The 19,467-nt window shown below is 44.3% G+C and carries 22 protein-coding genes and 1 CRISPR repeat array (1 of these 23 running past the window's edge); of the genes, 19 read left to right on the forward strand and 3 right to left on the reverse strand.

Annotation, left to right across the window (positions count from 1 at the left end):
- Positions 1 to 347: direct repeats of the CRISPR family, unit length 28 nt (it extends 1,816 nt beyond the left edge of the window).
- Between the two features lie 323 nt (positions 348 to 670).
- From Ami103574_RS04840 to Ami103574_RS04865, 6 genes are all read left to right on the forward strand, one after another.
- On the forward strand, positions 671 to 970 hold the full coding sequence (locus tag Ami103574_RS04840; protein WP_163065550.1) for a zinc-ribbon domain-containing protein: 300 nt from the start codon (positions 671 to 673) through the stop codon (positions 968 to 970).
- A gap of 21 nt (positions 971 to 991) precedes the next feature.
- Positions 992 to 1,342: a DUF2085 domain-containing protein gene (locus Ami103574_RS16075; RefSeq protein WP_163065551.1), complete on the forward strand. Its 351-nt coding sequence runs from the start codon at positions 992 to 994 to the stop codon at positions 1,340 to 1,342.
- 176 nt (positions 1,343 to 1,518) lie between these two features.
- Positions 1,519 to 1,905 (forward strand): hypothetical protein, encoded by a 387-nt coding sequence (locus Ami103574_RS04850; RefSeq protein WP_163065552.1) that lies wholly within the window; start codon positions 1,519 to 1,521, stop codon positions 1,903 to 1,905.
- A gap of 1 nt (position 1,906) precedes the next feature.
- Positions 1,907 to 2,317: a M48 metallopeptidase family protein gene (locus tag Ami103574_RS04855; RefSeq protein WP_163065553.1), complete on the forward strand. Its 411-nt coding sequence runs from the start codon at positions 1,907 to 1,909 to the stop codon at positions 2,315 to 2,317.
- A 15-nt stretch (positions 2,318 to 2,332) separates the two neighbouring features.
- Positions 2,333 to 2,950 (forward strand): class I SAM-dependent methyltransferase, encoded by a 618-nt coding sequence (locus Ami103574_RS04860; protein WP_163065554.1) that lies wholly within the window; start codon positions 2,333 to 2,335, stop codon positions 2,948 to 2,950.
- Positions 2,951 to 3,187: 237 nt separating this feature from the next.
- Positions 3,188 to 4,204: a sensor domain-containing diguanylate cyclase gene (locus tag Ami103574_RS04865; protein ID WP_163065555.1), complete on the forward strand. Its 1,017-nt coding sequence runs from the start codon at positions 3,188 to 3,190 to the stop codon at positions 4,202 to 4,204.
- 198 nt (positions 4,205 to 4,402) lie between these two features.
- Here the strand turns inward: Ami103574_RS04865 and Ami103574_RS04870 are convergent, their stop codons facing one another.
- On the reverse strand, positions 4,403 to 4,729 hold the full coding sequence (locus Ami103574_RS04870; protein WP_163065556.1) for a winged helix-turn-helix transcriptional regulator: 327 nt from the start codon (positions 4,727 to 4,729) through the stop codon (positions 4,403 to 4,405).
- Positions 4,730 to 4,918: 189 nt separating this feature from the next.
- Here Ami103574_RS04870 and Ami103574_RS04875 point away from each other — a divergent pair, with 189 nt between their 5' ends.
- From Ami103574_RS04875 to Ami103574_RS04895, 5 genes are all read left to right on the forward strand, one after another.
- Positions 4,919 to 5,245, forward strand: a complete 327-nt coding sequence (locus Ami103574_RS04875) for a cupin domain-containing protein (RefSeq protein ID WP_163065557.1) — start codon at positions 4,919 to 4,921, stop codon at positions 5,243 to 5,245.
- A gap of 44 nt (positions 5,246 to 5,289) precedes the next feature.
- Positions 5,290 to 5,670: a VOC family protein gene (locus tag Ami103574_RS04880; RefSeq protein WP_163065558.1), complete on the forward strand. Its 381-nt coding sequence runs from the start codon at positions 5,290 to 5,292 to the stop codon at positions 5,668 to 5,670.
- Positions 5,671 to 5,798: 128 nt separating this feature from the next.
- Positions 5,799 to 7,265, forward strand: a complete 1,467-nt coding sequence (locus Ami103574_RS04885) for an FAD-binding oxidoreductase (RefSeq protein WP_163065559.1) — start codon at positions 5,799 to 5,801, stop codon at positions 7,263 to 7,265.
- A gap of 96 nt (positions 7,266 to 7,361) precedes the next feature.
- The gene (locus tag Ami103574_RS04890) at positions 7,362 to 7,823 is read left to right on the forward strand and encodes a MarR family winged helix-turn-helix transcriptional regulator (RefSeq protein WP_163065560.1); all 462 of its coding nucleotides are present in this window, start codon (positions 7,362 to 7,364) and stop codon (positions 7,821 to 7,823) included.
- Positions 7,810 to 8,037 carry a DUF2798 domain-containing protein gene (locus Ami103574_RS04895; RefSeq protein WP_163065561.1) on the forward strand — a complete coding sequence of 76 codons (228 nt, stop codon included), beginning with the start codon at positions 7,810 to 7,812 and terminating at the stop codon, positions 8,035 to 8,037. Before Ami103574_RS04890 ends, Ami103574_RS04895 begins: the two co-directional genes overlap by 14 nt.
- A gap of 121 nt (positions 8,038 to 8,158) precedes the next feature.
- Here the strand turns inward: Ami103574_RS04895 and rsmH are convergent, their stop codons facing one another.
- Positions 8,159 to 9,208 (reverse strand): 16S rRNA (cytosine(1402)-N(4))-methyltransferase RsmH, encoded by a 1,050-nt coding sequence (rsmH, locus tag Ami103574_RS04900; RefSeq protein ID WP_163065562.1) that lies wholly within the window; start codon positions 9,206 to 9,208, stop codon positions 8,159 to 8,161.
- Positions 9,209 to 9,620: 412 nt separating this feature from the next.
- Here rsmH and Ami103574_RS04905 point away from each other — a divergent pair, with 412 nt between their 5' ends.
- A complete protein-coding gene (locus Ami103574_RS04905; RefSeq protein WP_163065563.1) occupies positions 9,621 to 10,514 on the forward strand; it encodes a BKACE family enzyme in 894 nt (297 codons plus the stop codon).
- 23 nt (positions 10,515 to 10,537) lie between these two features.
- Here Ami103574_RS04905 and Ami103574_RS04910 read toward each other — a convergent pair whose 3' ends face one another.
- Positions 10,538 to 11,458, reverse strand: coding sequence for a LysR family transcriptional regulator (locus Ami103574_RS04910; RefSeq protein WP_163065564.1), 921 nt, complete (start codon positions 11,456 to 11,458; stop codon positions 10,538 to 10,540).
- 248 nt (positions 11,459 to 11,706) lie between these two features.
- On the opposite strand from Ami103574_RS04910, the gene Ami103574_RS04915 reads away from it, so the two are divergent.
- From Ami103574_RS04915 to Ami103574_RS04945, 7 genes are read left to right on the forward strand one after another with little or no spacing between them, the layout of a single operon-like run.
- On the forward strand, positions 11,707 to 12,876 hold the full coding sequence (locus tag Ami103574_RS04915) for a thiolase family protein (RefSeq protein ID WP_163065565.1): 1,170 nt from the start codon (positions 11,707 to 11,709) through the stop codon (positions 12,874 to 12,876).
- Positions 12,877 to 12,886: 10 nt separating this feature from the next.
- Complete coding sequence (locus Ami103574_RS04920) at positions 12,887 to 13,540, forward strand: CoA transferase subunit A (protein ID WP_163065566.1); 654 nt, start codon at positions 12,887 to 12,889, stop codon at positions 13,538 to 13,540.
- 4 nt (positions 13,541 to 13,544) lie between these two features.
- On the forward strand, positions 13,545 to 14,186 hold the full coding sequence (locus Ami103574_RS04925; protein ID WP_281350939.1) for a 3-oxoacid CoA-transferase subunit B: 642 nt from the start codon (positions 13,545 to 13,547) through the stop codon (positions 14,184 to 14,186).
- Positions 14,187 to 14,199: 13 nt separating this feature from the next.
- A complete protein-coding gene (locus Ami103574_RS04930; RefSeq protein ID WP_163065568.1) occupies positions 14,200 to 15,393 on the forward strand; it encodes an L-lactate MFS transporter in 1,194 nt (397 codons plus the stop codon).
- 21 nt (positions 15,394 to 15,414) lie between these two features.
- Positions 15,415 to 16,677, forward strand: a complete 1,263-nt coding sequence (locus Ami103574_RS04935; RefSeq protein ID WP_163065569.1) for an MFS transporter — start codon at positions 15,415 to 15,417, stop codon at positions 16,675 to 16,677.
- 14 nt (positions 16,678 to 16,691) lie between these two features.
- On the forward strand, positions 16,692 to 18,776 hold the full coding sequence (locus Ami103574_RS04940) for an FAD-dependent oxidoreductase (RefSeq protein WP_163065570.1): 2,085 nt from the start codon (positions 16,692 to 16,694) through the stop codon (positions 18,774 to 18,776).
- Complete coding sequence (locus Ami103574_RS04945) at positions 18,773 to 19,444, forward strand: 4Fe-4S binding protein (RefSeq protein ID WP_163065571.1); 672 nt, start codon at positions 18,773 to 18,775, stop codon at positions 19,442 to 19,444. Before Ami103574_RS04940 ends, Ami103574_RS04945 begins: the two co-directional genes overlap by 4 nt.
- Positions 19,445 to 19,467: the final 23 nt, after the last annotated feature.

A 19,467-nucleotide genomic window follows, 5' to 3' on the forward strand; every position in this document is an offset into this window, starting at 1 on the left:
ACAGCAGTCGACCTGTGGTCCCCGCGTAGGCGGGGGTGATCCCCGAACCAAGCCAGAGCCAGAGACACTCTTTGAGTGTTCCCCGCGTAGGCGGGGGTGATCCCATGGGGAAAAACGATAAAATAGTAAAGCTAGGGTGTTCCCCGCGTAGGCGGGGGTGATTCCTACTACGACTTGATCATGGGAGAAAACGGAGTGTATTCCCCGCGTAGGCGGGGGTGTTCCCCAATCAAACAAAAAATCACTCCCTCTCTTTTAGTATTCCCCGCGCAGGCGGGGGTGTTCCTGGAATCAATGTGGGGTAAGCTCTATTAAGGAGGTGTTCCCCGCGCGGGCGGGGGTGTTCCTTTGAAAAAAGAGGCAGCTAAACGCCCCAAGAAGTGGTCCCCGCATGGGCGGGGGGATTCTTTTTATGACACTAATGGAAAGATAATCTTATAAAAAGGGAATCTGTAATGGTTGCCCCCAAACATCCTAAAAAATTTATATGCTACTATTAACATGAGGAAGGTAAAAAGCTCTCCACCCCCCTAACATGAGATGACAATTTCGACATATTTTGGAGATATTGAAAAAATATCCTGGAAGATTTCGTTAATATATGTTATATTTCATATATTAGATGTATTTTTAGTTGATTATTGTTATCTATAACGGGAGGATGTAATAGATGTATTGTAAAAATTGTGCAAAAGAAATTGATGACAGAGCAGCCATTTGCCCACATTGTGGTGTTTCTCAGGCAGCTGCGCCACAAGTGATTGATAATGGCGGCTTTGGTTGGGGGCTTTTAGGCTGCTGTATTCCAGTCGCCGGGTTAATCCTGTTTTTGGTTTGGAAAGATACGAAGCCGAGAACTTCAAAAGCTGCGGGTATTGGTGCCTTAGTTGGCATTGGTTCTACTGCGCTTCTATATGGATTGGCCTTTGGTATGGGAATTTTAGGCGCAGCCGGAAGCATGGGCTTTTAAATTCAGCGGACTGTATTTATTATGACAGGTTTTTTTTACCGATGGCTTCCGATTTTCTTCGGTTGCCATTGTAGGGCGGAACGCTCCTTTTTTCTGAGTGGAAAGCAATTTCCGATTTGTGCGAGGTGTACCGGCGAGTTGGTGGGGATTTTACTTTTAGGAATAACCTACGGGCTGTATCATCCGCCAATCTTATACGCCGCAATTTTATTGATTCCCATGATATTAGATGGGGGGATTCAACTTTTGACCTCGTATGAAAGCACCAATGTCAGGAGATTTTTAACCGGATTACTTTTTGGATACGGTTTCTTTCATCTGTTTTTGACTAGTATCATCGCTACCTATTGGTATGGATATCATTTCATCTGAGTATATAATTCCCTTTTTAAGAGTTTTTATTGAGTGCAATGACGTGCATATAAATTCCGCCAAGGCCTAACCGCTTCAAGCGGTATTTTTGATAGTTCAAAGCATATTGAGATAGCTGTAAAGTTGGAAAGATACAATAGGATATAATCTTTCTAGAAAATATAGGAGAACTAAAAATGATAAAAGCATATTTAGCTGCATTCCCAACGTTATACGAGGGAGAAGATATTGAAGTACGCTACAGCTTATTTCAGGATGATATGCCCATTAAGAAGGAATCTATTTATTTAGAATATATGAAACCAGCTATTGTTGGCTTGGATTCTATTCTTACGATGTTACTGAAGCTAGAAGAATATAAGGAACAGGAAATCACAATCATTATTAATGATGCTTCCTTGTACGAAATCATTAAGGGCTGCAGTACCACACAGAATGGTGACGTTCTTAAAATGGCAAACAAGATGAAAAAGCAGCTGGCTAAATTCAAGAAGTTATCTTTTGTTAATGTGACCAAGGATAAAGCAGCTTTGGCGGAATGGAAGGAAATATTAGAGGACTAGATTGAAAGAAGCAGGGGCACAATATATTAAATATCTAGGAGAACTGAGACCTCTTGAGGAAGTGATTTCTGTAGATGCGTTTTCAGAAACGGAGATATTGAAGGAAGTCAGCAAGTTCTATTTTAAGATGAGCAAGCAGGTTACGAAAGAAAGAACGGAAATTTATCAAAAGGCATTAGGGGTAACTCCTCGATCCATAAAAATAGATAAAATCTGCAATCGCTGGGGCAGTTGTAATACGAAAAAAGAAATTACTTACAATTATTTAATAGTAACATTACCCATAGAGCTCATTGATTATGTTGTTGTTCATGAACTTTGTCATATCTATCATATGAATCATGACCGATCCTTTTGGCGTAAAGTCGGGAGTATTCTTCCAGACTATAAGAAAAGAATGAAGATGCTTTAGCGGGGGTAATTGGCTATGGGCGACAATAAAAAATTTTGGAATCGATATTCTGGGCTATACGACTTTGAGATTAATCGATTTAGCAAAAAGGCATACGAAGAGATGGTTCATCTGATGTCGGAAGTGTTAAACGCCGACATGCGGGTTTTGGAAGTAGCCACCGGAACGGGTTTAATTGCGATTAGTACAGCCAAATTTGTCCGACAAGTTGAAGCAACGGACTTTTCCCCGAAAATGATTAAAGCCGCCAAAAAGAAAATGGTTCCGGAAAATGTTACCTTTTCCATCGAAGATGCTACCGCATTATCCTTTGTGAATGAATCCTTTGATGCAGTCATTATCTCCAACGCTTTGCATATTATGCCAGACCCTGTAGCAGCGCTGGTGAGTATCCGTAGAGTACTGAAGCCAGGTGGATTACTGATAGCGCCGACCTTTTCACATGGGCACTTAAAAAACTCCGACAGGAACCTGAATACCAAAATTTTGAGACTCATCGGCTTTGAAACGTTTTCCAAGTGGACGCCAGAAGAATATACCAGATTTATTGAGAAGAACGGTTTTTCTGTTAGACGACAGAAAGTATTAAGTGCCGCATTTCCGCTTATCTATCTTGAGGCCACTAAACATTGAAAGAATGGGCAAAAATTAGGCTGAAAAATGCTTGATTTTTGCTCTGTTTTTTTTTGAGGAAATATAGATGACCTGGAGTCGTTTTCTACGAATTTGGCATTTTTCTTTGGTAAGATGGGCCAGTAGTCAGTAAGGTGCAGTTGACTTATAAAACCAATTGACAAGAAGAGGGGTTGTCTCTATAATTGTTACTTATGATATATCTATCCCATTTAGAGAGTAAGAAAGGGTTTCCGCATGGATTTAAATCAAAGCAATATAAGTAGCGACATACTTATGGAAGTTATTAACATACAGACCGCAATAGTTCAGCAGGGAATGGACCTGAGTAGTATTATGGATTTAGTGACACTGCGAACTCAGCATATTACAAATGCGGAAGGTGCTTGTGTTGAGCTGATAGAGAAAAGCGAGCTGGTGTATAGTGCTGCATCTGGAATTGCAGAGAAGTACTTGGGTTTACGATTGAATATGGAAAATAGCCTATCCGGACAATGTATAGAGGAAAGAGTGGCCTTAATTAGCAACGATATTGAAAAGGACGACAGAGTTAATAAAGAGGCCTGTAGGAAAATTGGGCTTAACTCCATGATTGTGATACCCCTGATTTGCGGAAATGATGTTGTTGGTGTATTAAAGGTTCTTTCGGCAAAGACTTGTCATTTTAATGATGAAAGCATTAAAATACTGGGACTTATGTCCGGTCTTATTGCAGCAGCGATGTTTAATGCCATAAGTACAGGAGAAAGTGAATTATTACATAAAGCAACACATGACAGCATGACAGGAATATCCAACAGATCCCTATTTTATGATCGTTTGCGGCAAAGACTCTTACAAGCGTCAAGAAAAGGTGAAAGTTTCGGGATCATATCGCTAGATATGGATGGATTAAAAGAGATTAACGATACTTATGGGCATCGAGCTGGGGATGCGGCTATTAAGGAAGTCGCCTTGCGAGTCGGCAAGACCTTGCGCGAAACTGACACTTTTTCCCGACTGGGAGGAGATGAGTTTGGAATCATTGTTGCAGAAGCATTGGATCGGGAGGAAATTAGAGCCTTGATTCGGCGAATAGATGGTGAAGTTATAAAACCTTTTGAATTTGAAGAATCAAAAATAAATCTTAGGGCCAGTATCGGTTATGCTCTTTTTAGTGAAGATGGTATTGAGTTGGAAGTCTTGATTGAAAAAGCAGATAAATCAATGTATGAAGTAAAAAGAGCTCACAAGGGTCAGGGAAATGTTCGCTGACTTAGAAAATCAATAAAAAGGAACCATATTTTTCTAAATTGTTGGAAGAAATAGCAGCAAAGAACCTTCATGAGCTTGTCACGGAGAAAATCATAGTCGGAATATACCAGCTGTTTCTCCGGCTTTTTTATTTTTTGGAAAGGAGATATTTTGATGATTGAATATAAGAAAAACAAGAGGGCTGTTAGCCATGATTTCTCAATCCACATCACGCTGTTTTAGATGTTCTATTCCCCACTTATTCATTTCATCTAAAATCGGTTTTAAAGATTCTCCAAGTGCGGTAAGAGAATATTCAACCTTTGGCGGCACCTCCGGATAAACCTTTCTACAAAGTATCCCGTCGGCCTCTAGCTGACGAAGCTGTTGTGTCAGCATCTTCTGGCTTATTCCGTGTATTCCTTTATGAATTTCACCAAATCTTTGTGTCCCTTGATGAAACAGATTCCTCAGGATAAGCACCTTCCATTTGTGCCCAATTAAGTTTACGGTATGCTCAATAGGGCATGATTTATCACATGGCATTATAATCCCTCCTGTCAATTATTAATAAATACTTACCATTTAGTTAGTATAGCACAAAATAGTGCCTTCTTGCAAAAAGTTAGTGCTGCTATTATATTAAAGATACAGCAGTAACTTTTAAATCAAAGAGTTTGAGTTTAAATTGTTAAAGATTGCTGAATACTAACTTTTAGATGGGAGTACTGAATAATGAAAAAAATTAATATTGGGGATATTATCAATTTTACAGCTGAAAGCAGCACACGTAAGGCAATTTTCAAAGAAGGGCTGTTGGATACAGGACTTTTGCTTTATGCCCCGGGGCAATCAACACCGGACCATAAGCATTCAGATATCGATGAAGTCTTTTATGTGATTTCTGGTGAAGGTACAATCACAATAAACAAGGAAGAGGTACATGTGAAAGAAAAGGATATAGTTTTCTCACCTAATGGGGAGACACATGGATTTTATAATACGAGTGCTAGCAACTGGGTTGTATTACAGATTAAAATTGATATTTCTAAAAGGGATTAAAGGATATTGATAAAATTTAAGACTGAAAACAGGAGGTTTGATGAATGTTTACACGAATAGATCATGTTGCAATTTCTGTGAAAGACAGAGAAAAGTCCATCGACTTTTACGAAAAAAACTTTGGGTTCAAAAAATATTTTGAGCACGATGTGCCTAACGTACCGGACCTTGAAAAGGTTGTTTATCTTCAGCTAGGCAATACCGTACTAGAGTTTGAACATTGGAATTCTGAAAAGGAGAATAGGGGATACCATTTTTGTCTCATCAGCGATGCTTTTGATTCAGATTATCAAAAGCTTAAAAATGCGGGAGTTCCAATCGTAACCGGGCCACATATTCCTGAACCCAGGACACCTCAGGAAATAGGCTGGAAAAGAGTTGTTTTTCAAGGTCCTGATGGGGAGTTAATTGAGTTCAGAGGATAATATGTATAAATAAGAAGAGAAGTGATTTATATTCCGTATCAAACATAACAGATAACATCGCACTTTCATATAATAGCATGAGCTCAGTGACAGAGCTTATGCTAAAAGAATGGGGTGGAGGTTTGTTTATGAATGATTTTTTATGCGGCTTGACAGGGGATATTGTTACACCGTTCGACCCGGTATATAGTGAAGCTAAACAGGGATTTAACAGAGCGATACAGCTGTTTCCCTTGATTATAGTATATTGCAGTGATGAAAGAGATGTTTCAAACGCAGTGATTTGGTCCAGAAGGAATGGTGTACCAATTCGCATACGCAGTGGCGGTCATAATTATGAAGGCTATTCGAATGGAAATTGTACTTTAGTCATTGATATAAGCAGAATGAATTATATGTATATTGATGAATGTTTAAATCAATTAAGTGTTCAGGGTGGGGTTACCAACAGGCAGGTATATAATTTTGTGTCGTCGAAGGGGTATCCTTTTCCGGGAGGGACCTGCCCTACTGTGGGAGTTAGTGGATATTCGCTTGGTGGGGGCTGGGGGCTCTCTTGCCGTAATTTTGGACTGGGCTGTGACAGTCTGGAGGAAATTGTACTAGTCAATTATGAAGGAGCCATTATAAAAGCGAACCGTGAAAATCATTGTGACCTTTTCTGGGCTTGTCGAGGGGCAGGTGGGGGGAACTTTGGTGTAATTGTATCTATGACGTTCAATTTACCGCCGAAGGTAGAAAATGTTACGCTTATTGAGATTGATTATCTAAATGTAGATTCACAGGAGCAGGCAGAATTTCTTGATACCTGGCAGGAATGGTTAAAAACTGCTGATAAACGGATTACTTTAATTTCAAGAATCTATAATTCTGCTGAGGATGGTCTTGCCATGTTGGTTAGAGGAATATTCTATGGTGAAGCCGAAGCGGCAAAGCAAATTATGGCCGAATTCCTGGCACTGGATGGTGCAGACTACAACATTGAATCCATGACATTCCTTGAAGCGGTTACTATTATTGGAAGCGTATACCCTCCCTCAGAGAAATTTCAATCGGTGAGCCGTTTTGTTTTTAGAGATTTCACTTGTGTGGAGAGAGCAAAGCTTGCAGGTTTAATCAGGGAACGCCCACAAGGATCTGTATTTGCTGGAATATCCATGTACGCGTTGGGCGGCAGAGTGTCAGAAATTGGAACAGATGATACCGCCTTTTATTATCGTCATGCAAATTATATTATCTGGCTAGAGACCATCTGGGAAGAAAGTATCTATGCAGAAGAAAACAGGAAATGGACTAGCAATCGGTTCCCTTATCTTAAAGCAATTACTACAGGCTCTTATGTAAATTTTCCATACGGAAGGCTTCCTGATTATTTGAAAGAATATTACGGAATTCATGCAAATATATTGAAGAACATTAAAAAAATATATGATCCGCTAAATATTTTTTCCTTTCCTCAAGGTATTGGTAAATCAGCGTGTAGCAATCATGCTGCATTATACTGCCCGACATTGCCATTAGATAAAACAGAAGGCCCAATAGACCAATCAGGTGATATTCGTCACAGAGGCTTTCGTTATGTGTCAAAAAGATAAGATACAAGGAAATTCATTTCATGTATGGTGAAAATCACTCCCATATAGTTGACTTATCAACTAAAATCTTATAAAATAAGTGTGGTGGTGATGATTATGAAAAACATATATGAGGAATTTGGCAGATGGATATCTATATTATATAGACAGTTTCAGATCTTCATAAATAATGAATTGAAAGACTTAGATATAACATCGGGGGAATATATCTACTTGATAAAGCTCTATGAAAACGAAGAATTGACTCAAGAGGATTTGGCTGAAATATATTATATTGATAAGGCGGCCATAGCAAGAAGTATAAGAAGCCTTGAGAATAAAGGCTATATAAAAAGAATAATAAATCAACGGGACAAAAGATCCTATAGAATACAAGTCACCGAAAAGGCGTTAAATATTGAACATCGAATCTATAAGGCATTAAAATCATGGGATGATTTGATTTCATTAGATGTAGATGATGAAGAATTAAAAAAGGTATCTCATGTGTTGAAGGGGATGTCGGCAAAAGCCCTAAATAAAGTTGATGAAGGAGATAATATTTGTGAAAATAAATAAGAAATATAGAGGAATTGTATTTTCATGCCTGGCGGCGGTATCTATATCTGTACCGATTGCCTTTTTTATGGTCTTACTGAATTACGGATTTAGATCAGGATTTTTGATAGCATTTTTAAAATCTTCATTGGTTGGTACCGCCATTTCTGTCCCTTTGGCTAATATATTTATTCCGTTGGTAGAGAAGATAGTAAATAAGATAGTGGCGGAATAGTAAGTTTTCTTCAAATGATGAGCAATAATAAAATAAGAAAATCTCGAGACATCAAGATGCAGAAATCTTAATGTCTCTGTTTTTATTATGTAGGTCAATATACGTACTCTTTTTAGATGGATTATGCTTTTACCGCCCAGCGTAATTTGGCAGAACGTGCGCGCCCATTATTACTGCGTTCTTCTGCGGATGCCCGGATGGGTTCATCTGCAATTTCACGATAAACGCCGTCGCGGAACAGGCTCTGAAAAGATTTTTTTACCAAGCGATCTTCTCCGGAGTGAAAGGAAAGAATCGCAACCCGCCCGCCTGGGGCAAGTGCAGAGGGCAGCTTATCCAAAAATTTATATAACACGTCAAATTCATTATTCACATCAATTCTCAAGGCTTGAAAGCACCGCTGACAGGCTTTTTTAATTGCTTCATTGCTGTTGCTGCCAGGTATCGACTTCAGCGTATTTTTGATGATCTGCTGGAGTTGTGTTGTGGTATCGATGGCCGTTCCTTTTTTAATTTCAGAAACAATCGCCCGTGCGATGGCTTTGGCATTTGGTTCATCCGAGTTCTCCCTTAACACACTCTCTAATTCGTCTGGTGAAATGGTTTTTAAACGAGTTGCAGCAGATACTCCTTTTTTTGGATTCAACCTTAAATCCAGAGGGCCTTCTGCTTTAAATGTAAAGCCTCTTTCTGGATTGTCTATTTGCATAGAAGAGACACCCAGATCGGCCAGAATGAAATTTAATGGCTCTGATTCAGCAATAATTTGATTGATGCTGGAGAAGTTCATTTGCCGGATTGTTAAAATTTCCGGCCCATACCCTAAGCTTTCTAGACGGGCCTGCGTTCGTGGCAACTCGATGGGGTCCACATCAACCGCATACAGATGCCCTTTGAAGTCCAAGCACTTAAGCATTTCCAAGGTATGACCGCCATAACCCAGGGTGGCATCTAGTCCGATTTGCCCGGGGGTAATTTGCAGGAATTCTAATATTTCATCCACGCAAATGGAGCGATGCATACCAGCTGGCGTACTTCCCTTTTGCAGAACCTTTTCTACTGTGTCAGCATATTTCTGGGGTTGTAGTTCTTTATACTTTTCCTGATAAGTTTTAGGGTGAGTCCCCTTATATCGAATTCGTCGCTGATGTTTTTCCTCATGATTATCCATTGTATCCTCCAGCCCATTTTATATCATTTTGCACTAATCTTTTAAGTTATATCATAACAAATGCTCGGTAAAAAAGCAAACGTGGGACAAATCCAAAAGGTAATAGCTTTTCAAGTGACCTTTTAATTGACTTTGTCTTGCGCAAAAAGAATGGATACCATTTGATTTGAACGGTTTTCAAACATATGCTTGCGTGCAGGCCAGATGCGAAGTGGAGCATGCTCCGGAGCCCGAGAGTTGCTGGGGGGATACAGGAAGAGAAGAATCGTAGTCTTATATGCAGGATGTGATTTACAGATATGATTTTTTTGCGTTAGATTTCAACGTTCTTTATTGTTACTATTAAAACAGAAGCGAAGAAAGGCTTAGAATGCAAGCTTTTAAGTAATAAAGATAAAGGAGAACAGGAACTATGGCAAAAACAATTATTACAGCAGCACTGACCGGAGCGGTTACCCCTGCCGGTTATAATATCCCGGAAACCCCGGAGCAGATTGCGGCAGATGCCTATGAAGCATGGAAGTTGGGTGCTGCGGTTGTGCATCTACATATGAGGGACGACCAGGGAGTTGGCGTAATGGATAAAGAAAAATTCCGTCAAACGATTCGCCTGATTCGTGAGCACCGGGATTGTGACGTAATCATTAACTGTACCTCTTCCGGTGACAATCGGGTGTCAGGAGGGGATGCGGCCGGAAATGCAAAGCGGATGGAGCACCATCGGGAACTTTCGGGCATTGAAATGGGCTCCTACGATGCCGGTTCCTTTAACTGGATGCCCGGCGGCGTTTTTATGAACACCCCGCAGTTTCTTCAAGAGCTGGGAGATGTTTATTTGGAACGTGGTATCAAGCCGGAGATTGAGATCTTTGACTCTGGAATGTTGGGGGTGACCAATTATTATGTAAAAAAGGGCCATCTTCCCCCGGCTAATCATTATCAGTTGTGCCTTGGAGTGCTTGGGGCAATGCCCGCCACGGTTGAAAACTTGGTTTATTTAAAGAATCTTCTGCCCCAGGGTTCTACCTGGTCTGCGTTTGGCGTTGGTGCGGGACATCTGCCTATCCTGTTTGCCACCTTGGCTTTAGGCGGTCATCTGCGAGTTGGTCTGGAAGACAATGTAATCTTTGGCAAAGATGAGAACGGAAACAAAGTCATGGCAACAAATAAAATGCTCGTGGAACGTGCAGTTGCTGCGGTGAAAGCCTACGGAAATCAGCCGGCAACAGCGGCTGAAGCTCGTCAAATTCTTGGAATTCCGGCACTTAACGGTGAGGAGATCCGGGTGAAGCTTGGTATAAAATAAACAGGTATGAAAAAAGGGCTGCATCAAAGCAGCTCCTTTTCACTTTCTTGACTGTTTACTATATTTTCCGCTGATTTCAAAAAGTTTTTGATGGCGGGATTGGGATTCTCCGTTTTCCAGAGAATCGTGATATCTGTTTCCAAAGGGGCGAATTCTTCTTTTTCCACTGGGAGGAATTTTACCCCCGGCAGGGAAGTGTTCTTCGCTGTACGTGCGGTAAAGGCGATGCCCACATCGCTGCTAACCAGCATCATGAGGCTGTTGACGTCGGAGACCATAGCGGCCACATTAGGTACGAAGCCAGCATTTTTGCAGAGATAGGTCATATGTAGCACCCCCAGATTATACGTATCCGGTGTGGGGATGACAAAGGGAGCTCCGGCTAAATCTTTGATTTTTAAGGACGTTTTTTCTGCCAGAGGATGGTTGCAGGATACGGCAATATATACAGATTCAGACCATACCGTATAGGAAGAAATCCCGGGGACGTTTTTGGCGTCGTGAGACAAGGTGTAAGCACAGTCAATTTCATCCCGCAGCAGATTATTAATGAGGGAAGACATGCTGTTATCACTGTAAATAACATCTAATTCTGGGTTGCTGCCGACGAAATCTCTGATAATTTTAGGAAATGTTTCATCTACCAGGTCATTGAGAAGACCAAGCCTCAACAGGCCATTCTTTTTTATGGAGTCTTTCAGATTGACAAGGCTTTTGTTGTACTCTGAAACGATGATTTCCGCATGTTCCAGAAACTGCTTCCCATGAGTTGTAAGCTCCACGTTTCGCTTTGTTCGTCTGAATAGTTGGCAGCCCATTTCTTCTTCTAGACGAATAATCTGGCGACTAAACGCGGACTGGGAAAGGAACATCTGCTCCGCGGATTTTGTGAAGTTAAGGCTTCTCGCAAGAAGGAGAAAGGCTTCTAAATTCCGAATTTCCATAATACGCCCCCACCATTATTAAATTACATCATGTTAATAGCGATTTATTTCATAATAGCATTTTTTCATAGCGAAGGTCAACCAAGAGCGGACCTTCTGTTTTAATGCGTAAAATGGGTTACTGAAATGTCTGCTTTGCGTTAGACAATAGTTTCATAAATAGGTAAACTGAAATCGAAAGTAAGCGGCAATGCAGCTTGAAGACTCAATATTCATATATGAACATACATAAAAAGAAGGGAAATGACATGAGAGAAGCAGTAATCGTATCAGCGGTTCGTACTCCGGTGGGCAGAGCAAGAGGTACCTTGGCAGGTGTGCCGGCGGCAGATTTGGGCGCTCTGGCGATCAAGGAGGCCGTGAGACGGGCGCAAATTGATCCTAGTGAAATAGAAGATGTTTTTTTTGGAAATTTAATGGCCAATGAGTATGCCAATATTGCCAGAGTGGCGGCATTGGGAGCGGGGCTGCCTTATTCTGTACCAGCAGTGATGATGGACCGCCAATGCGGTTCTTCTTTAACCACTTTCGGCCTGGCTTCCATGATGATTGAAGGCGGACACGCGGATGTTCTGGTGTCCGCTGGTGTGGAAAGTGATTCTAGGAGAAGTTATGTCATGGAAAAGCCAACCACAGCCTATCAGGTGGTGCCGCCTCAGTGGGCGGATATCAAATCGGCGTATGCGGCAGAGGACTGCATCAGCATGGGCATGACGGCGGAAAATATTGCTGAGAAATATGGAATCAGCAGGGCGGAATGTGATGCTTTTTCAGTGGAAAGCCATAGAAAAGCACAGGTGGCAACGGAGGCCGGGTATTTTAAAGAACAGCTTGTGCCGGTGGAAACTCCTGTGGGAAAGGGCAAAACCGCCATCATAGATCGGGATGAATCCATTCGCAGTGACTGCAGCATAGAAACTCTGGGAAAGCTTCCGCCAGTTTTTAAAAAGGATGGAGTTGTTACGGCGGGAAACAGCTCACCCATGAGTGACGGCGGAGGTGCCGCAGTGCTCATGGAAAAAGAAAAAGCCAAGTCCCTGGGACTGCCGATTCTAGGAAAATTTTCAGGCTTTGCTGTTGCAGGGCTCGATCCGAAGTATATGGGATATGGCCCGGTAGAAGCAACGCAGAAGCTGCTTCAAAAGAAAGGGATGACCTTGAAGGATATCGATTTGATTGAAATGAATGAAGCCTTTGCAGCTCAATCGATTGCCTGCATCAATGGGTTAGACCTCGACGTGTCTAAGTTGAATGTAAATGGCGGCGCCATTGCCTTGGGCCATCCCCTGGGTGGGACGGGGGCAATCCTTGTGGCAAAGATGGTATATGAATTGAAGCGAAGAGATCTGGAACGGGGGCTGATTACTTTCTGCATTGGCGGCGGACAGGGCGTTTCGGCTCTGATTGAAAGAGAATGACGGAGGAAATATGAACAAATTAGTAGGACGAAGCGAGATTATGAAGCTGTTTCATGATAATATGACTATTATGTGCGGTGGCTTCGCCAACCGGGGAAGTGCGGCGAAGCTTATTGATATGGCGGTGGAATCCGGTGTGCAGGGAATGTACATTATTTCCAACGATTCGGGAGATCCAGACCTGACGGTGGGACGGTTTATCCGAAGCGGTCAGGCAAAGAAAATCACGGCATCTCACGTGGGCATGAATCCGGAACTGGGCGAATCTGTTTTGGCAGGAAAAATGGAGCTGGAGCTTTCTCCGCAGGGAACTTTAGCGGAAAGAATCCGCTGCGGCGGTGCTGGATTGGGCGGGGTGCTGGTTACCACAGGAATGGGCACCATTATTGAAGAGGGAAAACAAAAAGTGGAGGTTAACGGCCAGACCTATTTGCTTGAAACTCCTCTAACGGCAGAAATTGCCCTTGTAAAAGCCCACAAGGCCGACGTCATGGGCAATCTGGTTTATAAGGGAACTCAGCGAAACTTCAATCCCCTTGTTGCCATGGCAGCAAAGACTGTTATCGTTGAAGCAGATGAAATCGTTCCGGCAGGGGCTCTGGATATGGATGAAATACATACACCCGGCGTCTTTGTCTCAATGATTTGGAATGGGGAGGAATAGCAGTATGGCAGAAGTAAAAGAAAAAATTGCCCGTAAGGTTGCCAGCTTCTTTAAGCCAGGGGATGTTGTAAACCTGGGTATCGGCATTCCGACCATGGTTGGGAATTACATAGAAGACGGTGTATGGCTCCATACGGAGAACGGCTTGATCGGATACGGCCCGGCACCGGAAAAAGGAAAAGAAAACGAATATCTCACCGGAGCGGGAGCGCAGTTTCTCACGGCCTATCCGGGGGCGGCAGCCTTTGACAGCGCCACAAGCTTTGCCATCGTTCGGGGCGGCCATCTGACCGCCACCGTGCTGGGTGCACTGGAGGTGGATGAAAAAGGCAATCTGGCAAACTGGAGCAGACCTGGTGTCATCGTGGGCATGGGCGGAGCCATGGATCTGGTTAATGGAGCCAGGGAGGTAATTATCGCCATGGAACACACTGCCAAAGGCGGAAAGCATAAAATCCTGGAGCGGTGCAGCCTGCCGTTAACCGGAGCGGGGGTGGTGACAAAGATTGTGACAGACCTTTGTGTCATTGAAGTGGCAAAAGAAGGCCTGGTGTTGAAAGAAATCGAAGAGGGAGTCACTCTGGAAGAGATCCGGGAGAAAACCGGAGCAAGGCTGATTGTGCCCCAACATCTTGAGAAGAGATAGCGGGGGACGACAGATGAATTTTGAACAAAGAAGATGGCAGCATATGGTGGCTGCCATGATAATGGCTCTTTGCGCTGGCATCGGGTATACCTGGAGTGTTTTTCAGAAGCCTTTGATGGAACATTTCCAATGGAATCTTCAAGCTATTTCCCTGACTTTTACCATACAAATTTTGGTCTCCACCATGGCCCCTGTATTTTTAGGAAAATATCAGAAAATCTGGGGAGTGAAAACGTATCTTCGCATCGGCATCGCTATTTATGTAGCAGGCTTGATTGCTACTATGTTTACAAGCTCCATTGGGTATTTATATATTATTTACGGGGTTGTTGTAGGAACTGGAATCAGCATGCTGTATCCCTGCCTCATGGCGTACAGCGGTAGTCTCTTTCCAGATAAGACCGGAATGGCAGCCGGGATGCTGGCCTGCGCCTATGGGGGCGGGTCTATCCTCTGGGCGCCTATGGCCGCGGCGTTTATTGGAAAACATGGTGCCTTGCAGGTATTTGGGCTTTTCGCCTTGATTTTTGCAGTGGTCATGATTCCTACCAGCTTCCTGATTGGGGAGGTGCCGGAGAATTTTAGGCCGGAGAGCAAGAATAAGACGCAGGGGGCAGATCTGCCGGCAGGAAGGGATTATACTTGGAAAGAAATGATGAAAACCCCCAGGTATTATATCATTGTCCTTGCGCTGACTCTGGGAACTACCGCAGGCTTGATGATTATGGGCCATGCTTCGACGATACTCCAGGAGATTCAGAGCTTTACGCCGGAAAAGGCTGCTGTCATCATCGGTATTATCTCTATTTTTAATGCTTTGGGGCGTCTTGGCTTTGGGTTTATTTCAGACAGACTGGGGAGATATCCGGTGATGCTTCTGCTCTTTGCTGTCATAGGAAGTTCGATGTTGTTGCTCACCAGGGCGGAAGGAACGGTGTTCGTAGTTGCCTTGTTTGCAATCAGCTCCTGCTATGGAGGCTTTACTTCCATGTTTTCGCCGATTTGCGCCGACAATTTCGGTATCAAAAACTTAGCTGTGAATTACAGCTTTCTATATGTAGCTTATGGCTTCGCCGGTGTGATTGGACCTCAGCTGGCGGCTGCCACAAAGGCCATGGGAAATGGATACAATCTGGCCTTCTTGACGGTAGCAGCCATGAGTCTTGTCGGATTCGTCTTAACACTATATCTGAAATCTTTGCGTTAAAAAAGAAAAGGAGAGTATTCAATGGCGGAAATTATTTATCCAAAGTACAGGTGGTTTGTGCTGCTATCCATGATTGTCATCACAGCCTCCGGTCACAGTGCAAACATCGGTGCAGCTCCGCTGGTAGGCGAAGTTGCAGCAACTTTTGGAACCAGTCTCGGGGAAACAACAGCCATGTCCATGATGGTGTATATGCTGGCAGCAGCGACCTCTTGCCTTTTAAGTGGGTTTATTATCGACAAGATTGGCTTTGTGCGGGTTTGGATCATCTCCCTGTCGGTATTGCTGATTGCCTCGCTGTTGATGAGCGTAACGAGCTATACCCCCACCGGGTATACGCTTACACGTATGCTGCAAGGTTTGGCCAATGGGCCTATTACCGCTGTTATTGCAGCTGTTTGCCAGGAATGGTTTGCCTATAAAGAGCGAAGCTATGTGGCGGCAGCACAAGGGTTTGCAGTTTGGGTCGGCCTTTCTTTGGGTCTTGTGTATACCCCGGCTATGCTGAATATCACCAATAATTGGCATACGGCACTTTCTTGGTCGGCAGCTCCTTGTGCAGTTAGTCTGGTGTTTGCTGCGATTCTTTACTTTGGACCAAAACCTCCCGTGGTGACCCCTGTTTCTGTAAAGGAACAACGAGATACGTACAAGGTTGATTTTAAAATTGCTTTGTCAACGGCAACGACCTTTATATTATTTGCTCTGGCGATTCTGGATACCTGGTATCAGCAAGCCTTTAACGATATGGCCCCTGGATTTTACTCGGTACAGCCTCCGGTTGGATTGGGACTTGGACCTATGGGTGCAGGCAGCAAGCTGATGTGGGCAGGATATGCCTCCATGCTGGGTGGACTGATTGCGCCGGTTGTTGTCGAGAAACTATTCAAAGGTAAGCCAAGGATTCCGCTATTCATTGCCTGTACCTTATCCGCAGTCTTTATGCTTTGTATGCGGTTCATGACTGCTCAGAGCGGGGTACTGCTCATTCTCCTTCCTGCATTGATGCTCTTCTTCTCTTCCTTTGTTAATCCCACAATTATGGGCTTCATTGCCAAACATTATCCTCACAGCGTGGCCGGAAGAATCGGTGGAATTGCATCGGGAATGGCCATCGTCGGAGCTGTAATTGGACTGCTTGTGGGCTCGGCCGTACTTCATGTTACGGGAGCTTACTACATACCTATGGTCATCATGGCAGGCATTATCTTCGTGGCGGGGATAGCGGTAGCTTTTTTAGAAGTTCCCAAGGCGTTTCAGGCATCAAAGTCTTCTGAATCGTAAATGAAGGATTCATTATGAAAAGAATAAAAGTGAATATCGATGGCTACCAGATTGAAGCCATAGAAGGGCAGAGTATTTTGCAGGCAGCATTACATGCGGGAATCTATATCCCGCATCTCTGCTATCACCCGGATCTGTCACCTCAGGGCAACTGCAAACTTTGTGCCGTGGAAATTGAAGGGCGGTCAGGTGTCGTTCAATCCTGTGAGACGTGTGCAGAGGAAGGCATGAAGATTTATACCGCCACAGAACAGGTAAAGCATCTTCGCCAGGTTGCGCTGGAGCTGATCTTGGCCAGCCATCCGAAAGACTGCACCTCCTGTGCCGCGTATCTCAACTGTGAGCTCCAGGCACTGATGCAGTACATGGGCGTCGCCCATTCTCGCATGAAGGAAATCCATAAAGAGCATAACCGGATTGGTACTTCTGACCCCTTGATTCAAAAAGAGATGTTTCGCTGTATTCAATGCGGACGCTGTATTCGGGCTTGTCAGGAACTTCGCGGGGTTGGGGTGCTGCAATACAATAAAAAAGAGGGAGAGACCTATGTGGGCACGAAGGACGATGTCCCTCTTGCCAAAACGGACTGCCGCTTCTGCGGGGCTTGTGTCGAGGTTTGCCCTACTGGTTCCATCATGGATGCCCAAGGGGTTTTCTCCAAGGATTCCCCAAGGCAGCTTGCCCTGGTAGCCTGTAAAGACAAATGTCCGGCCCACACGGATATCCCGACTTATGTGAGACTGGCGGAAGAAGGCAAATATTCGGAATCGGTTTCCGTATTTCGAGAAAAGCTTACCTTTCCCCATTCCCTGGGCTACATTTGCACCCACCCCTGTGAGGGGGGCTGCAAGAGGGGAAGACTGAACGGGGCGGTCTCCATACGAGAAATTAAGAAATTTGCAGTAGAGCATGATGAGACCCAGAGCTGGAAGAAACGAGCCTTTCATAATCCGCCAACTGGCAAACAAGCAGCGGTGGTAGGGGGTGGACCGGCAGGTATGACGGCGGCATTTTATCTGGCAAAAAAGGGGCATGCTGTGACTGTTTTTGAAAGACAACCTCTGGCGGGGGGGATGCTGTCTTATGGAATTCCCAAATATAGATTACCACAGGAAATCGTCGATAACGAAGTTGAGATTCTAAAAGAAGCTGGAATTGACGTGAGGACTGGTACGAATATTGAATCGGTAAATGAACTGAAAGACAAGGGGTACGATGCTATTGTAATCGCTGTCGGAGCACAGAAAGGCAAGCGTCCTCCTGGGTATGACAAGCCGTGGGCCAACGGGTATACTGCTGTGGATTTTTTGAGGCTGGCGATGAAAGGGCCCTTTCCAGAGCTGGGAAATACCGTTACGGTCTATGGCGGAGGCAATGTAGCCTTTGACTGCGCGCTGACAGCTAAGAAAGAGGGAATCGCCCATGTGAATGTAGTCTGTCTGGAGGCTAGGGAGGAGATGCTGGCTGATAAAGAGGAAGTGGCAGCGGCTCTGGACCTGGGGGTAGCAATACTGAACAAGAAGACACTAGAAAGCATAGAAGAGAAAAACGGAAAGGTGGCATCCTTGCACTTAAAAGAGGTTGAAAGCTTTCGCTTTGCTGAAAAAGGCTTGGAGCTGGAACTGGTTTCGGGATCAGAAACTTCTTTGAAAACGGACAGCTTGATTTTTGCTACAGGTCAGCAGACGGAATTGGATGAAGGCTTTGGCCTGGAGCTTTTGAAAGGCAGCTTCTTGAAAACTGATGCTGCCCTTCAAACAAGTGAAGCCGGAGTCTACGCAGCGGGAGATGTGGTGACGGGGACCAGATCTGTGGTAGAGGCCATTGCTTCCGGCAGGAATGCTGCCAGGAGTGTGGACCGATATTTGGGCGGTGACGGCAATATTGAGGAAATCCTTTATGACAGAGAAGGGGCCAATCCGCAGATCGGGGTGATAGAAGGGTTCGCTCAGCTGGAACGAAGAAATGTTTTCGGCAGTTGCCGAGATGCCCAGCAAGAGTCTGCCAGATGCCTGCAATGTGATTTAAGATTGCAAATTCAGCAAGTAAAATTCTGGGGGGATGCCCATTACAAGCAGGTAAAGGAGGCCGAAGGATGAGGGGGAAAATTTGTGAAGCCGGAAGCTCCGCACTTTGTGAATGGAATGATGTTGACTTCGATGACAGATCGGCTTGTGTTGTCGAATATTCCAGGCAGCTGATGGATCAGGTCAGGAGAGAGTCCTGCGGTAAAGATGTTTTTTGCAGAGAGGGCACGTGGCAGGTTTCAGCCCTCATCGGTGCTGTTGCAAAGGGCGAAATAGAAGGGGACGAGGGGGCGCTGATTCGAGAACTGCTGGGCTTAATCAGCGAAAACGCAGGCTGTGACATGTCCTCCTACGCGGCGGCTCACTGCCTGGTATTGATGGATCAGTATTCGGAGGAATGGGATCGGCATCTCCGCAGGAGAAGATGCACTAACCTCATCTGCAAGCCTTCCTATACCCTTTATATCGCACCGGAGTTGTGCAACGGCTGCGAAAACTGTATAAGGGTCTGTCCTCTTCGTGCTATCGCTGGAGAAAAGGGATTCATCCACATCATCGACACAGGGATTTGTGATAAATGCGGAAAGTGTATCGAGGTATGCCCGAAAGGAGCAGTCAAAAAAAGCTCCGTTGCGGGATTCCCGCCAAAAGTACCGGCGGAGCCTGTGCCGGTAGGAAGCTTCGGCGAGGTCGATGTCGGGGACGGTGCAATCCGGAGGCGGCGAAGACGGAGAGAATAGTTATTTTAATGCAGAGAGAAATA

It is taken from the genome of Aminipila butyrica, assembly GCF_010669305.1.
Lineage (GTDB): Bacteria > Bacillota > Clostridia > Peptostreptococcales > Anaerovoracaceae > Aminipila > Aminipila butyrica.